This is a genomic window from uncultured Desulfovibrio sp., from assembly GCF_910584445.1.
GTDB lineage: Bacteria > Desulfobacterota > Desulfovibrionia > Desulfovibrionales > Desulfovibrionaceae > Desulfovibrio.
The window spans coordinates 1-15,386 of sequence record NZ_CAJUBO010000011.1; the positions used below are offsets into that span (position 1 = coordinate 1).

Annotated in this window: 11 protein-coding genes and 1 pseudogene; 7 read left to right on the plus strand and 5 right to left on the minus strand. The window is 61.5% G+C overall.

Annotation, left to right across the window (positions count from 1 at the left end):
- Positions 1-258: 258 nt before the first annotated feature.
- From QZ294_RS06470 to QZ294_RS06485, 4 genes and pseudogenes are all read left to right on the plus strand, one after another.
- The gene (locus tag QZ294_RS06470) at positions 259-852 is read left to right on the plus strand and encodes a site-specific integrase (protein ID WP_297048142.1); all 594 of its coding nucleotides are present in this window, start codon (positions 259-261) and stop codon (positions 850-852) included.
- Positions 853-1,129: 277 nt separating this feature from the next.
- Positions 1,130-2,053: a phospholipase D-like domain-containing protein gene (locus QZ294_RS06475; RefSeq protein WP_297048145.1), complete on the plus strand. Its 924-nt coding sequence runs from the start codon at positions 1,130-1,132 to the stop codon at positions 2,051-2,053.
- 282 nt (positions 2,054-2,335) lie between these two features.
- Positions 2,336-2,596 (plus strand): annotated as a pseudogene (locus QZ294_RS06480) (integrase core domain-containing protein); the annotation flags it as partial.
- A 61-nt stretch (positions 2,597-2,657) separates the two neighbouring features.
- Positions 2,658-3,791 (plus strand): hypothetical protein, encoded by a 1,134-nt coding sequence (locus QZ294_RS06485; RefSeq protein ID WP_297048147.1) that lies wholly within the window; start codon positions 2,658-2,660, stop codon positions 3,789-3,791.
- Between the two features lie 432 nt (positions 3,792-4,223).
- Here QZ294_RS06485 and QZ294_RS06490 read toward each other — a convergent pair whose 3' ends face one another.
- The 3 genes from QZ294_RS06490 to QZ294_RS06500 all read right to left on the minus strand — a co-directional run bounded on the left by QZ294_RS06490 (position 4,224) and on the right by QZ294_RS06500 (position 9,821).
- Positions 4,224-5,909 carry an HlyD family type I secretion periplasmic adaptor subunit gene (locus tag QZ294_RS06490; RefSeq protein WP_366140557.1) on the minus strand — a complete coding sequence of 562 codons (1,686 nt, stop codon included), beginning with the start codon at positions 5,907-5,909 and terminating at the stop codon, positions 4,224-4,226.
- A complete protein-coding gene (locus QZ294_RS06495) occupies positions 5,909-8,227 on the minus strand; it encodes a type I secretion system permease/ATPase (RefSeq protein WP_297048148.1) in 2,319 nt (772 codons plus the stop codon). The genes QZ294_RS06490 and QZ294_RS06495 overlap by 1 nt, the downstream gene beginning before the upstream one ends.
- Positions 8,228-8,387: 160 nt before the next feature.
- Positions 8,388-9,821 carry a TolC family protein gene (locus QZ294_RS06500; protein WP_297048150.1) on the minus strand — a complete coding sequence of 478 codons (1,434 nt, stop codon included), beginning with the start codon at positions 9,819-9,821 and terminating at the stop codon, positions 8,388-8,390.
- 374 nt (positions 9,822-10,195) lie between these two features.
- Between QZ294_RS06500 and QZ294_RS06505 the strand changes: the two genes are divergently transcribed.
- The 3 genes from QZ294_RS06505 to QZ294_RS06515 are packed head-to-tail and all read left to right on the plus strand — an operon-like array spanning position 10,196 to position 14,165.
- A complete protein-coding gene (locus QZ294_RS06505) occupies positions 10,196-10,864 on the plus strand; it encodes a transglutaminase-like cysteine peptidase (RefSeq protein WP_297048152.1) in 669 nt (222 codons plus the stop codon).
- Complete coding sequence (locus tag QZ294_RS06510) at positions 10,861-13,020, plus strand: HD domain-containing phosphohydrolase (RefSeq protein ID WP_297048154.1); 2,160 nt, start codon at positions 10,861-10,863, stop codon at positions 13,018-13,020. Before QZ294_RS06505 ends, QZ294_RS06510 begins: the two co-directional genes overlap by 4 nt.
- Positions 13,017-14,165, plus strand: a complete 1,149-nt coding sequence (locus QZ294_RS06515) for a DegT/DnrJ/EryC1/StrS family aminotransferase (protein ID WP_297048156.1) — start codon at positions 13,017-13,019, stop codon at positions 14,163-14,165. The genes QZ294_RS06510 and QZ294_RS06515 overlap by 4 nt, the downstream gene beginning before the upstream one ends.
- A gap of 95 nt (positions 14,166-14,260) precedes the next feature.
- Here the strand turns inward: QZ294_RS06515 and QZ294_RS06520 are convergent, their stop codons facing one another.
- Together QZ294_RS06520 and QZ294_RS06525 are read right to left on the minus strand one after the other, a co-directional pair.
- Positions 14,261-14,836, minus strand: coding sequence for a hypothetical protein (locus QZ294_RS06520; protein WP_297048158.1), 576 nt, complete (start codon positions 14,834-14,836; stop codon positions 14,261-14,263).
- Positions 14,827-15,366 (minus strand): GNAT family N-acetyltransferase, encoded by a 540-nt coding sequence (locus QZ294_RS06525; protein ID WP_297048160.1) that lies wholly within the window; start codon positions 15,364-15,366, stop codon positions 14,827-14,829. The genes QZ294_RS06520 and QZ294_RS06525 overlap by 10 nt, the downstream gene beginning before the upstream one ends.
- Positions 15,367-15,386 lie beyond the last annotated feature (20 nt).

Sequence of the window (15,386 nt, forward strand, 5' to 3'; positions counted from 1 at the left end):
AAGTGGTGGAGCTGGACAGAATTGAACTGACGGCCTCTTGAATGCCATTCAAGCGTCCTTTTAATTGAGTTGTCGGCATGGCTGCACCCTTCAAAGCTCAGATGCCATGTTCTGATAGAGAAGAAGTCCTTAATTGGATATAACTTTATCCTGTTCGCCGTAGTATATCAACAGAATAAACCTCATCGTCCGGACTATGTACATGAGATGTTACCAATATATTGATTTTCAATACTAATTGAACCTTCAAAGTTCCCCATGCCAAATCCCAATCACCCGAAACCCGGTTCCTCAACCCTCGTTCAACCCATCCGCCAGCTTGAAGACATCCAATCCATTAAAAAGCTCCTTGCCTCAAAGCCCCGTGATCTGCTCCTCTTTACCCTCGGCATCAATAACGGCATCAGAACGGGAGATTTGCTCACACGCAAAATCTCCGATGTCCATTTCGCCAAACCCGGCCAAACCATCCAAATCCGGGAATCCAAAACCGGGAAAACCAATACCCTCTCTGTCAACAGGGAAGTTTACAAGGCTCTCAGAGGGCATCTGGAGGCTTCGGACCATCGGGATGATGAGTACCTATTCCCGTCTGGCAAATGTCGCCAGAAGCCTTTGACCATCATGGCCGTTAACCGTATGATTAAATCCTGGTGCAAGGCCATCAATCTGCCCGGAAATTATGGAGCGCATTCTCTGAGAAAGACGTTCGGCTATATCCAGCGGACACATTTTGGCGTGGGTTTTGAGCTTATCTGCAAACGCTTCAACCACTCATCCCCAAGTGTTACCATGCGTTATCTGGGCATTGAGGACAAGGAAGTGCTTGAAATCCTGACTCACGAAATCTGAACCGAATATACGGAATGTATCAAAATGTATAGCTTTGGAACCAAAATATACAAAGGCATTTCCCGGAAGATTGGCAGCCATTGCTCCGGCTCATTGATGCCCGATTATGGCATTCAAGAGGCCGTCAGTTCAATTCTGTCCAGCTCCACCACTTTTCCGGGGTTACGGTATGTGCCGTAACCCCTTTTTGTTTTTGTGAGGTATGGGGAGGGGGAAATTCTTATCGGAGCCGGGGAACTCTTGATGTATCGAAAAATTCAAATTTTAAGAGGTATGCATGTCATTATTCAAGCATTTTTTACGTTCTCATTCACGAGAACCACATTTTGTTACAACAGCGGAAATGGTAGTTTGCATTGAAAAAATACTTAAGGAGGCTGAGCAGGAGATTATTATTGTTTCGCCATATATAAAAATGAGTAAACGAATCTTCTCCATTATAAACGATAAAATTCGTAATAATGTCGATATCAAAATAGTCTATAGAGAAAAGTTTGAAACCAATAAACTTAATATTACTACATTTAAACGAGAAAATTTACATGCAAAATGCTTTTTTTCTGATAAAGCCATACTAGTCGGAAGCATGAATCTCTACGATTATAGTCAAATAAATAATGATGAGATGGGTATTTTTTTTACCAAAGATGAATGTCCTCAATTATACGAAAAGATAAAAAATGAGGTATATAAATTATGCAATTCCTTTCCTGACGTACAAGATAGTAAAATAGATTGTTCTATAGGTACGCATAATTATGAAATATCAAAAGGCTATACTAGGAATAAACAAGATGGAGAAAGTACTAATGATAGTGAATCAACTACTCTACCGCTTGAAATAGATAAGGAGTATGAATTAGAGGCACTAAATAAATATTTTTCATTTATTAATGATTATCATTCTGGAATAAAAGAAACAAAACGTGGGAATATAGTACTTTTTTATTATTCAAAAAGTAAATATAATAATAAAGAACAAGATGGAATTATATATTATATTGGTCAAAATACCGCTTCAAAAAAACAAATATTGAAATATGGAAATAAAATACTTTATGATAACTTTCTAACAGGAAAAGGGCGTATTTTTTTATTTAAAGATAGTATTTTTAAAGGAGAATTTATTATTTCTGAGCAACCCTTTCAGAATGAAATTGGGCAATGGGTTTTCCCTTTGAAACCAAAGTCAAGGGTGTAACAAATTAATGAATGGCAGAGGTAAACCTCTGTCGCACTCCCCCATACCTCACGCAAACAAAAAGGGATCACGGCAAACACCGTAACCCCTGAAAAGTGGTGGAGCTGGACAGAATTGAACTGCCTCTTGAATGCCATACTCGGGCACCAGTGAGCCGGAGCAATGGCTGCAAATCTTCCGGGAAATGCCTTCGCATATTTCTGTTCCAAAGCTATACATTTTGATATGATCCGTATATTCGGTTCAGATTTCGTGAGTCAGGATTTCACGCACTTCCTTACGGACAATGGCCCGGGGTTCACAAGCCGGGCCTTGAATGAATGGGCGCAAAAACATGGCGTTGGCCTGGAACACAGTCGGCCCGGAAAATCCACAAATAACGGTTTCGTGGAAAGTTTCAACGGAAGGCTGCGGGATGAATGCCTGAACCAGAATATTTTCGCTTCCCTGGCAGACGCCCGGCATCTCATCGAGGCGTGGCGGCAGGAGCATACCCACAACCGCCCCCACAGCGCTCTCGGGTGGCAAAGCCCTGAGACGTACCGGGCGACCCATCAACCCTCAGACCTGACAGGGACCACTACCTTATCCTTAGGAGTAAAAGATGGCGTTCCCTCTACCCAGCAACAAGTTTGATTTCGTTGTGCTTACTGCTCACTACTCTGGTCATTTGGCTTTTGTTAATTATATTAATAAAACGCAAACGATGTTGTGTTACAGCGTTGAGGAATTCGGTTTTAATTACGAGAGAATTCAAAGTTTTCTTGATAATAATCAACATATTCATAAGGGTATTTTAATTGATACTACGCCAGATGATGATAAGGTAAGCTTTGTTTTGGAACATTGCAGCAGTGATTTTGTCCTCATTTGCCTCTGGCGAGATCCTCTTGATCGTTTCCTTAGTATGTATAATTTACAAGTTTATAACTTTACTAATATTTCTACAGGATTTTATGATGAAATAAAGCTGCCAATAAGTGATAACCCGATTTATAAATTTGGTTCTATTGAGGCGGCAATGAGTGATATGACTCGATGGGGAATTATGAATACAGTAGCAAACTCTGTTGGGATTTTTTCCCCACATACGTCTAATAGAATGATTATTTGTACAGGCGATATTTCCGTTAAGAAGGCTTATGGAACTTTGGAAAGGATTAATAGTTTTATATCTGACACTTCCATTGCTCGCTTCACGATACCTGAAATAAACTATTATTCACATAAGAATAATTTTGTACATTATGGTATTTCGTTGCGTATTGGAATAAAAGATAAAGAATATGAATTTGTTCCTTGCCCAATGGAAATGGTAAAATTACTTCCCAACAGGTTTAAAGATGTTATTTTTGCTATCAATCCTAAGGACATTGGATTCGATGCAGGAGATTTCCCTGGAGATATTGCTTTCCTAATTAATGGTGAGCATGATAGACGCACGAAGGCACATATAATCGAACTTTTGAAAAATAATGTTTCTGTTATTGGCACATATTGCAAAGTCATGTCGCAGCGCCATTTTCTCGCTCAGCGCATCGCCGGGCCAATTAAGGTTGACAGGCGTAAACTTTCCACTATGTTGCGTCTGCATCCAAACCTTGGCAGAGAAATTCACAAATATTTGTCTGATCATGTCTCTGTTCTGGAGAAGTTCAAAGGCGAAAGCTTCAGCTCAGACGTTGTAAAGCCATATACGTTGGATATGATTAACGATCTTGCAATGCGTTACCGGTGAAGATATGAGACATCTTTTGGCGTCAGGTAATGACTGGCAGAAAGGAAGAAATTCAGTGCTGAAAATAGATGACGTGTCTGACAGGAGTTCTCCCCACGAATAAAGATATACCTGATTGTGTCCGCTGGATATACCGAACGTCTTTTTCAGGGAATGCGTGTACTCAGGTACATGACTGACAAAAATCGCCCAGTGACGCGACCGAAGGCGGCGCGAAACGCCGTGCCCGGTCGAGCGAAGCGAGGCACGGGCATCGGCCGCAACGCGTCAGTCAGCGCAAAAGCCACCCGGAGGGCGCGCCGCAGGCGCGTTTGCGTTGTCGCGCGGAGCGCGGCGCACGCGAAAGGACAGCAACGCAAGGCTGTTTTTGACGGATGATTGCGGCAGTACATGACCCGCCACATCCCCGACCGGCAGCACAGGGGCCTGCCCCTACCGTTCGCGCAGGGCGTTCTGCCGGGCCTTGAGGATGGGCTTGAGCAGGTAGTCGAGCACGGTCTTCTTGCCGATGAGGATATCCGCCGTGACCATCATGCCCGGAATGATGGGCAGGGTCTCGCCGTTGTGTTCGATGGCCGTCTTCTGCGTGCGGACCTTGACGACATAGTGCAGGTCGCCCTTCTTGTCCTCGATGGTGTCCGCGCTGACGGATTCCAGCTTGCCCTCAAGGCCGCCGTAGATGGAAAAGTCATAGGCCGAGACCTTGACCATGACGTCCTGCCCGGGCCGCAGGAAGGCCACATCCTTGGGCTGCACGCGGGCCTCCACCAGCAGGGTGTCGTCCAGGGGCACAAGGTCCATGATAGGCTCGCCCGGCTTGACCACGCCGCCCACGGTGTTGATGTGGATCTGCTTGACCGTGCCCCGCACCGGCGCCCGCAGCTCGGTGCGCTTCACGCGGTCACCGCCCGCGGAGATGGTCTCTCGCAGGCTCGTCAGCTCCAGCCGGCGCTTGGTGATCTCCTGGGCCACATTGGCCTTCTGCTCGGCCTCGCGCGCGGCGATGCGCTGGCGCGATTCCTCGGCGGCCGCCCGCGCCTTGGGGATGCTGGCGGCCAGCATGTCGATCTGCCCCTTGAGTTCCACCACCTTGGCCTCAAGGCCCAGAAACTCCATGCGCGCGAAATTGCGCCGCCGCAGAAGCTCGGCGGCGGTGTCGCGCTGCTCCACGGCGATCTTGTAGCTCTTTTCCAGCTGGCTCTTGCGCGCCTCCTGCTCTTCCTCGTCGCGCTGGCGCTGCTCGTACTGCGCGCGCAGCACCTCGAGGTCCGCCTCAAGCTGGTGCTGCCGCGACTGCCAGGCGTATTCCTGATCGCGCATGAGCTGGTGGGCGCGGGCCAGGGTCTTGCCGTCCACATCGCGGCCCAGGCGGGTCATGAGCCAGCGCCGCAGGTCCTCGGGGAACACGGGCTTCTCGCCCCGGTGCTCGGCCTCCAGCCGGATGAGCGCCAGACTGTTCTCCACGGCCTTGCTCACCGCGTCGCGGAACGCGGACTCGGCCATTTCATTGTCCAGCTGGGCGAGCACCGCGCCCTTTTCCACAATCTGGCCTTCATGCACCTGGACCTCGCGGAGGATGCCGCCTTCGAGATTCTGGATGGTCTGGGTGCGCTGCGAACCCACCACCTGTCCCTCGGCATGGGTGACCTCGTCGATATCCGCCACCGCCGCCCAGAGAAGCAGACAGAGAAACATCACCGCCACGGTGACGGACAGCGCGCGCACGCCGAAGCGGGGGCGCCGCGCCAGGGCCGCGTCCACTTCATCGACATAGCGGATATCATCCGGGGTAAGCCCGTGGAGCGGCGCGTCCATGGCCGCGAACAGGCCCTGGCCGCCCTGGCCCGGGGTTCCCCCCGCCCCCTGCTGCCCGCCCTTGCCGAGGCGCTGCTCCAGAGCCGCGCGCGCCAGTTCGGAGAGAGGCTTGTCCGGGGTCTGCTCGCCCTCGCCATGCACGAAAATGGCGCGCACAAAGGCCGCGGCTTCGGCAAAAAACGTCCGCCAGCCGCCGTTTTCCTGCGGCGGCGCGAACGGAGCGCCGGGAACCTCGGGCAACGGCGAAGGAACGACCTGCCGCTCCCGGGCGTCAGGCGTTTTGTCGTCAGGCGTGCTGTGCATCAGACTGCCCCCCCGACCGGCGCCCGTCGGCCCGCGGCCTGCGTTTGCCCCACGGCGCGCGCCGCGCCCGGCGCCGACGGAGCGGCTCCCTGCCGGGCGGACCCCCTGCCGCGCAGCCGCGCCAGAACTTCGTCCCGTGGGCCGTCCAGCTTGATGCGGCCGTTTTCCATGACAATGAGCCTGTCCACGATCCGCAGCATGGACAGCCGGTGCGTGATGAGGATGAGCGTGCGCCCCTCGATGATGCCGGCAAGGCGCCGCTGGAGCATCAGCTCCGAATCCGTGTCCATATTGCTCGTCGGCTCGTCGAGGATGAGCACCTCCGGGTCGCGCACCAGGGCGCGCGCCAGGGCCACGGCCTGCCGCTGACCGCCGGAAAGCGCCCGCCCCTGTTCGCCCACCTGGGCGGCGAAGCCGCCGGGATGATTGCGGAGAAAGTCGGTCACACCCGCAAGGGCCGCCGCGCGCAGCACCAGATGGTCATTGATGGAGGGATCGCCCAGGGCGATGTTCTCGCGCACGCTGCCGTAGAACAGCGTCACCTCCTGCGGCAGGACGCCGATGCGCCCGCGCAGGTCCGCCGAGGGAATCTGGCGGATATCCACGCCGCCGAAGCGCACCGCGCCCTCGCCCGGCTGGTAGAGGCCGAGGAGCATGCGCGAGAGCGAACTCTTGCCCGAACCCATGGGTCCGATGATGCCCACGCGCTCCCCGTGCCTGATATGGAGCGAAACATGCTCCAGCGCCGGGCGTTCGGCACGCGGGTAGGAAAAGGACACGTCCTCCAGGGTGAAGTGCGGTTCCAGGCTGCCGTACTCCATGCTCACCCGCTCGGCGTCGTCTTCCGACGGCAGTTCCATGAGCATGTCCAGGGCCTTGAGCGCCACCCGCGAGTTCTGCATGCGCGTGAGCAGGGAGGCCATTTGCAACAGCGGCGCCATGGTCCGGCCCACGAGGATGTTGCAGCCGATGAGCGCGCCCATGCTCATGAGACCGTCGGTGATGCGGTAGACGCCCCAGACGATCATGATGACCGTGACGATCTGGGTGACGAGCATGGCGGAAGTGACGGCCATGCTGTTGTATTTGCGCGCCTCGCTGGACGAGCGGGCCGAAAGGCCGACAATGGCTTCCCACAGGCGTTGCATGCGGCTCTCCGCCATGCAGGACTTGAGCGTCTCCAGCCCGTTGACCATCTCCACCAGCAGGGCGTTCTTCTGCATGTTCTGGCGGTAGCCGGACTCGGCGCTCTGGCGCGCGCGGCTCTGGAGGAAAAGCCCCAGCCCCACGAGCACGGGGATGGCCGCCAGCGGCAGCAGGACCATAGGCCCGGCGATGAAGGCGATGAGCAGGAGAAAGATGACGAGAAAGGGCAGGTCGATGCAGGCGAGCAGGCTCGACGAGCTGAAAAACTCGCGCAACTGCTCGAACTCGCGCAGGTTGTTGACCATGGCGCCCGTGGACTCCGGCCGCGCGTCCAGACGCATGGAAAGCACCTTTTCCACCAGAACGCTCGACAGCACGATATCCGCGTTGCGCCCGGCCACATCCACAAAATGCGTTCGCAGGGCCGAGAGCAGGAAGTTAAAGAAATAAATGACAAAAATGCCGGACGCCAGCACCCAGAGCGTGTCCGTGGCGTTATTGGGCACCACCCGGTCATAGACGTTCATGACGAAGAGCGGGCTTGCCACGGCGATGAGATTGATGACCACGCTCGCCAGGGCCACATGGCGGTAAATGGGCGCATAATAGCGCAGCACGTCCCAGAACCAGCGCTTGCCCCGCCCCAGGCGCGGCGCCTCCATGCGCCGCTCCGGCGCCCTGGGCACGGCCGCGAAGATGGCATAGCCGGCGTACTCTGCCTGAAGCTCTTCCTGGGAGACGGTCTGGGTGCTGTCGCTGATCTCGGGAAAGATCACTTCCGCGCGGCCGCCGCGCAGGGCGGTGAGCACGCAGGAACGGTCGTTTTTCAGCAGCAGGATGCACGGCAGCACCAGCGGCGGGATGTCTGAAAGACTGGGCCGCGCCGCGATGCGCCCGGAAAGGCCCGCCTTGCGCGCCGCGCCAAGGCAGGCGCGGGGCGTGATCTGGCTGCCGGAAAGCCCGGCCAGCAGCAGTTGCGGCGACACGGGCTTGCCGCGCAGCCGCATGAGCACCGAAAGGCTGCGGAGCAGACCGGGCATGAAGTCCACATCCGAAGGGCGCAGGGCGCCCACGCCCTGGCCGCCCCCGGGAGGCGTCCGGGCCGCGCCGGCCGGTGCCTGTTGCTGCGCCTGATGCGCCTCCGTGGCCTGTTCCGCTGTGGACGCTTCCATGCCATTGCCCTCCGCGCGGCCCGGCGGCCGTCTGCGATGGCAGACGCTGCAAAACCCGCAAGGGTCCTGCGGCGGCGCAGCCGCCGAGAATGAGCGAAAAACTACGTTTTTCCGCGAACCATCCCGCACAGATCCCGCGCGGGATCTGTGCAATCAGATACTAGTTGAACCACCCCAGCTCAAAGTCCTCGCGCGGGTCCTTGGGATCGCGCGGCGGATTCTCGCCCAGGGGCCGGGTGTCGATGGAGAGCAGGGGGAGCAGGTTGCCCGTGAGCGCGCACAGGCGGTAGGCGCCCACAAGGATGTTGCCCCGCGCGGTCTCTGCCTGGGTGGAGGAGCTGTACAGCTCGTTTTCCGCGTCCAGCACGTCGAGCAGGCTGCGCTTGCCGAGCTGGAACTGCTCCAGGTAGGCCGTGCGCGTGAACTCGTTGTACTTGATGGCCTCGGAATAATGGCGGTACTGGTCCTGCGCGGCCAGGTAGTTGACCCAGGTGCTCTGAATGTCCAGCTTCAGGTCGTCCACATAGTCGTACATCAGCTGCCGCGCCTGGCGGACGCGCGCCGAGGCGGCCCTGGTCTCGGCCACGTCCGCGCCGCTGTTGAAAAGGTTCCAGCGCATGGTCGCCACCGCGTCAAAGCTGTAGACCCAGCGGTCATAGGCGCCGCCCCTGTCGGAATAGGTGGGTCCGACCTCGGCGTTGAACGTGGGGTAGAAGGTGGATTCGGCCAGCTGGCGGTCGGCCTGGGCGGCGCGGATGTCCTGAAGGTAGGCGGCCAGTTTGGGGTTGTGCTTTTCCGCCAGCTCAAAGACGGGATCAGGCCCGGTGAAGGTCTCGGGCGGCATGGCTACGGGCTGCATGCGCGCCACGGGCGGCATGCCCGTCAGGCGGGCATAGGTGTCTTCGGCCACGAGCAGCGCGGCCTGGGCCTCCGAAAGGCTGGACAGGGCGCGCGCCAGGCGGGACTGCGCCTGGCTCACGTCGGCCTCGGTGTCGGCGCCGAGATTGGTGCGGTCCTGGGTCTGCCCGAGGATGGCGCGGTGCTGGGCCACGTTGCGCTCCGCCAGGGCGTAGATGGCGCGGCGGCGCAGGAGATCGATATGGGCGATGATGCCGTCCAGCGAGAGCGACGTGGCCGTATCGAACACGCGGGCCTTGACCGAGTCCAGCGTGGATTTGGCGTTGCGCACGCGCGAGCGCGTGGCGAAGCCGTCCCAGATGGGCTGGGTGAGCCGCGCGCTGATCTCGCCCACGCCGTACATCTGCTTGTCCAGATCGCGGTCGCGGGTGGAGCTGTCGCTCAGGAGGCTGCCGCCGGCCTCGCCCTGCACGTCCACGCTGGGACCGAACCCGGCGCGGGCGCGGCGCAGCTCGTGCTCCAGCACCTGCCGGTTCTCCTGCATGCCCTGGAGCGACCGATGGTGGCGCAGGACGCCGTAGATGGTGTCCGAAACCGTCACGGGCTGGCCCGCCGCTGGCGGCGGCGGCCAGGAAGCCCGGCCCTTCTCGGCGCAGAACGCGGGCGCCACAAGACAGCATGCCAGAAGAACGCCCGCGAGCGATGCGACGACAGTACCCTTTGCTCTGATTTTCACACTATCCTCCACCATTTTGCCCAACCCCGGCTGAACGCCGCCATGCCCGTTCCGTCGCGGCCACCGCACCTTCCCACGGCAACAGCGTGGCCCCGGCCCCGGTTTCCGGGGCTTTCCGCCACGCACGAAACAAGACCCGGCGCGTCTTTCAATTCTGCAACGTTTGGAGTATATGTTGCAAAAATATATATGGCAAGAATGTTCCCTTCCAATGATTTTTTTCAGGACGGATGATGCGGCACGCGTCCACAACAGCAGGCAGCCCCCCGCCCGAACGCGCGCCGGACGCGTTCCGGCGCCGCTCCGGGTGGCGGCGCCCCTCCCTGCGGTCCCTCCGGGCCGTCTGCGTTTCCGCGCTCCTCCTGCTGACAGGCATGGGAGCGCTCGCGGCGCCCGCCGCGGCGCAAGGCCCGGGGGCAGCGCCGGCCGCCGCCTCCCCCGCCGGGGGGGCGTCCCACGGCATCAGGCTTTTCGGCACGGTGGAGTTCCGGCGTCCGCTCTCCACCCTGCCGGGCTGGCTCGATGTGCTGGAGCGGAACGCGGCAAGCCCCATCTTCCGCCCGGACAAACAGTTCAACAGAAGCACGAGCTGGACGCAGCTCCGGCAGCGCGCCGAGGGGAAAAGCCCCCGCGAGCTTCTGCGGCTGGTCAACAGCTTCTGGAACAGCTGGCCGTACCGCGAGGATCAGGCCAACTGGGGCAAGCAGGACTACTGGGCCGCGCCCGCGCAGTTCCTGAAGAAATCCGGCGACTGCGAGGACTACGCCATCGTCAAGTATTTCACGCTCAAGGAACTGGGCATCGCGCCGGACAGCATGCGCATCGTCATCCTGCGCGACACCATCCGCAATCTTGCCCATGCCGTCCTTGTGGTCTATCTCGATGACGAGGCCTATGTGCTCGACAATCTCAGCAATGTGGTGCAGCCGCACACGCGCCTGCGCAACTACAGCCCGCAATATTCCGTCAACGAGCACGGCCGGTGGACGCATATCAGGGGGCGCCCGGCAGGGGCCGCCGGAGGGAGGGGGAAAACGCCATGAACGCACTGGCAGGAACGGACGGCGCCGCGCGCCGCCCCCACTCGCGCCGCGGGACCATCCTCGGCGTGGGACTCATCCTTTTTGTGGTCGTTGTCCTCGTGGCGCTTTTGCTCTGCCGCTTCAGGGCGGAATACGCCACCCAGGCCGTCCTCGCCAAGCAGCGCGACATCCAGCAGGCATGGCTCGACAAGTCGCTGGATGCCATCCGCGTCTGGCGCAACGAGCTGGTGGAGCAGGCGCGCTTCATCAGCGCCTCGGAGATGTTCCGCCTCTTCGTCATGGACGCGCGCGAGCTGGATGCCGCCACCCTGGGCCGCATCGCCGACCCGGATTCCCTCAACAGCACCGATGAGACCATCCGTTCCCTGGCCGAGCAGCTCACCTACATGCAGGACCTCCTCAAGGACTTCACCCGGCGCCGCGCCTGGACGGACGCCCGCGTCCTGCGCGCGGACGGCACCCCGCTGGTGGCCCCGGAATTCGCCACGCAGCTGAGCCGGGAACAGACCGACCTCGTGCGCCGCGCCGGAGAAAGCGGCCATGCCGCCTTCGGCGCCATCCGCAAGGAGGAAAACGGCCTGGTCATGGACATGGCCGACCCGCTCTTCGAGGTGCTGGGCGCCAGCGAGCCGCAGCCTGTGGCCGTGCTCCTGCTCTCGGTCCCCATGGACAAGCCCCTGGCGGGCTTCCTCGCCCGCACGGGCGAGCATGAGGAGACGCTGCTGCCGCGCATCGTGATCCAGGGTCCCGAAGGCCCGATCATGGCGCTGGCCCGGGGCGGCAGCGTCCTGCTGGAACCCGTGGCCGCGTCCCTGCCGCGGCTGCTGGAGCAGAAGACCCTTCCGTTCATGCGCCGCCAGGCCCTGGACGGCCGGGGCGACGTCTATTCCATGGGCGCGCGCCCCACGGTGCTGGACTGGCGTTTTGTGCTGGAAACGCCCGCCGCCGAGGTGGACGCCCTCATCAGCTCCCAGAAATGGCAGATCTACGGCCTGGGGGTGCTCGCCAGCCTGGGCATCGCTCTGCTCGGCGCCCTGGCCTGGGCCAGCGCCACCAGCCGCACCCACGAGGCGCGCGCGCGTCATCTCGAGGCGCTCTATACCACCATCCGCAACCAGAAGCTCATGCTCGACAGCGTCAACGCCTCGCTCCAGGCCGGGCTTGTCCTTGTGGACAGCCAGGGCCGCGTCCAGATGGCGAACCCCGCCTTCACCGCCCTGACCGGGACCAGGGGAGACATCCCCCCCGGCACGCCCCTGGTGGAGACGCTCCCCGGCAAGGTCGCGGTGCAGCTTTTGGGGGACATGGCCCTGGTCAATGACTGCGGCCAGTCCGCCTGCGTGGAGGTCTCCCTGCCGCCCGCGCCCGGCGCCCGGGAAGAGGACGACGCAGGAGACGACGGCAACGGAAACGGGGAACGCCTGTTCCGCGTCACGCTCTACCCTTACGGCGTGGCGGCCGGAAGCGAAGACCTCGCCGCCACGGGCTGCGTCGCCACCTTCCAGGACATCACCCGCTTCCGGCGCAATGCCGAGCGCGCCCGCAAGCGGCAGACGGCGCTCATCACCGCGCTGGTGCGCGCCATCGAGAGCGTGGATCCCCATCTCGCCGGGCACTCGGACAGGATGGCCCGCGCCGCCGGGCTGGTGGCCGACGCCCTGAACCTGGATTCCCGGGAAAGGGAGACCCTGGGCCTTGCCGCCCGGCTCTCGCAGATCGGCAAGATCTTCGTCCCGCGCGAGCTGCTTACCAAACGCGGCGCCCTGACGCCCGAAGAGCGGCAGGAGGTGCTCCGCGCGCCCGAACATGCGGACAGGATACTCCACGATCTGCGCTTTGACCTGCCGGTGCGCGAGACCGTGCGCGAAATGGGCGAACGCATGGACGGCTCGGGCGGTCCCCAGGGCCTGCGCGGCGAGGAGATCTCGCGTTGCGGCCGGGTGCTGGCCGTGGTCAATGCCTTCGTAGCCATGACCAGCCCGCGCGCCTGGCGCGGCGACAACGGCATGGACCCGGCCGAGGCCGTGAGCCAGCTGAAGATGGATCTGCGCTTCGACCAGCAGGTGGTCGAAGCGCTCGCCGACGTGGTGTCCGCCCCCGCGCCCGCCGCGCCAACGGCGGACGGAGCGGAGACCGGGGGGACGGCGCGGCCATGATGCGCTCCGGCAGCGACAACGCCCCCCCCGGCGGTCCCGTCCATGTGACGCGCGCGGCCCTGCCCCCGCTGGAGGACTATCTGGCCTGCGTGCGCCGCATTTTCAGCACGCACGGCCTGACCAACATGGGCGAATTCGCGCGCGGGCTTGAGGCGGAACTCACGCGCACGCTCGATGCGCCCGCCCTCGCCGTGTGCGCCAACGGCACCCTGGCCCTCCAGCTTGCCCTTCGCCTTCTGGGACTCAACGGCAAGACGGTCATCACCACGCCGTTCACCTATGTCGCCACGCTTTCGGCCCTGCTCTGGGAGGGCTGCACCCCCATTTTCGCGGACATCGACCCGCACAGCCTGTGTATGGACCCGGCCGAGGCCGCCCGCCAGCTGGACGCCCACCCCGAGGCGGCGGGCCTGCTGCCGGTGCATGTCTATGGCAATGCCTGCGATGTGGACGCCCTGGAGGCGCTCACCCGCGAGCGCGGCGTGGCGCTGCTCTACGACGCGGCCCACGCCTTCGGCAGCAGGATCCGCGGCAAGAGCCTCTTTGCCTTCGGCGACGCCGCCACGGCGAGCTTCCATGCCACCAAGCTCTTCCATACGGTGGAAGGCGGCTGCATCGTGGCGCGTGACCCGGCCCGGAAAAAGGAGCTGGAACTGCTCCGCGCCTTCGGCCATGTGGGCGATACCCACTTTTCCCTGGGCATCAATGCCAAGCTCTCTGAACTGCACGCGGCCATGGGACTCTGCCTGCTGCCGGAACTGCCGGCGAACATTGCCCGGCGCGCGACCGTGACCGGCATGTATGACGAGACGCTGGGCCTTGCCGGCGACGGAGCGCCGGGAGCGGAGGGCCTGCGCCGCCCGCGCCTGGCGCCGGGCCTCGCGTGGAACCATGCCTATTACCCGGTCATCTTTCCGGACGGGGGCGTCCGCGCCCGCGTCACGGAAGCGCTGGAAGCGCGGGACATCCATCCCCGCCGCTACTTTTTCCCCAGCCTCACGCGCCTTCCCTATGTGCAAAGCCCGCCCTGCCCCGTGGCCGAGGAAATGGCCGAGCGCGTCCTCTGCCTGCCGCTGTGGGCGGACATGGCGCCGGAACTCACGCGGGAAATCGCGGAACTGACGCGCGCGGCCGCGCGGGCCTGAGCCTCTGCGCCGAAAAAAATGCTGTGGCACTTCCGGGAAGGGCATGTCTTCCGCCACACGCAGAGAGCGGGGACGCAGCCGCAGTGCCAAACCGCTCAGATCCTCGGACCCTGCACGCCCAGATTGTAAAAATTGCGTCCCGTGCGCGCCGCTCCGTTGAGCAGGGTGGAGCGCAGGCCGCCCAGATAGTCCGCATCGGCCTTTTCCCGCAGGGCGCGCGCCTCCAGTTCCGCGCTCTGGACCTGATTGCGAAGGCTCCAGGCCCGCAGGTCCTGATTGTGCGCCGCGTCCTCGCCCCGCTGCCGCGCGGCCAGGGCATCCAGCTCGCCGCGCTCCGCGGTATCGAGCACACGGTCCAGGGCCGCGCCCTCGTCCACGCGCGCGCCCGAGGCCCCGGCCAAAGCCCGCTGGACGCCGATGATGCGCGCCGCTTCCTGCCGCTTGCGGGCCGCGTTTTCCGCCCCCTCCTGACGGGCGCGGGCGGCCCCGGCATCCGCCTCCCGGGCGTTCTGCTCCGCGATGGCCGCCGAGCGCTGCGCCAGTTTTGCCTGATACCGGGCCTGCTCCCGCTGGCTTTGCGCCTGCCGGGCCGCGCCCGCGACCCCGGCGGCGGTGCCGGCCAGGGCCATGGCCGCGCTGATGGCCGCCGCCGTTCCCGTGGCTATTGCCATGGCGTTCCTCCCCGTTTTGCGCTGCCGGGCTGCGCCGCCTGCCCGGAACCTGCCGGCAGCCGCTTGTGCCAGACGGTTTCCGTGCGCGTTGCCCCCAGCCGCCGGTAGAGCGCCCCGCACGGCCGCGACGCGGGCGAGCTGTACTGGAGGATCCCCGCGCCCCGCGCCGCCAGCGCCGCCTCGGCGCTCTGCAGCAGGGCCAGGGCATTGAATCCGCGCCGCGCCGCTGGCGCGAGGTAGAGACCGTCCAGCGCGGCCACCACCTCGCCCTCCAGATGCGGGCACGGCGCCAGCGTAAAGACCGCATAGCCCGCCAGCCGCCCTTCGCCATCACGCGCCGTGGTGATGCACAGCATGCCCAGGCGCTCCAGACTGTCGTAGCGCGCCCTGTCCGGCGTGTAGTCCCGCTGGCCGTGGAGCGGCGCCTCCACCTCGCGCCAGTGTTCCCGCGCCAGCGCGGCGGCCTCGTCAGCCACCTCCGCCACCGTTTCCTGCCGAAAGCTGAGCGTTTCGGCCAAAAGTTTCCGCATTGCCGCCTCCTTTCCTGATC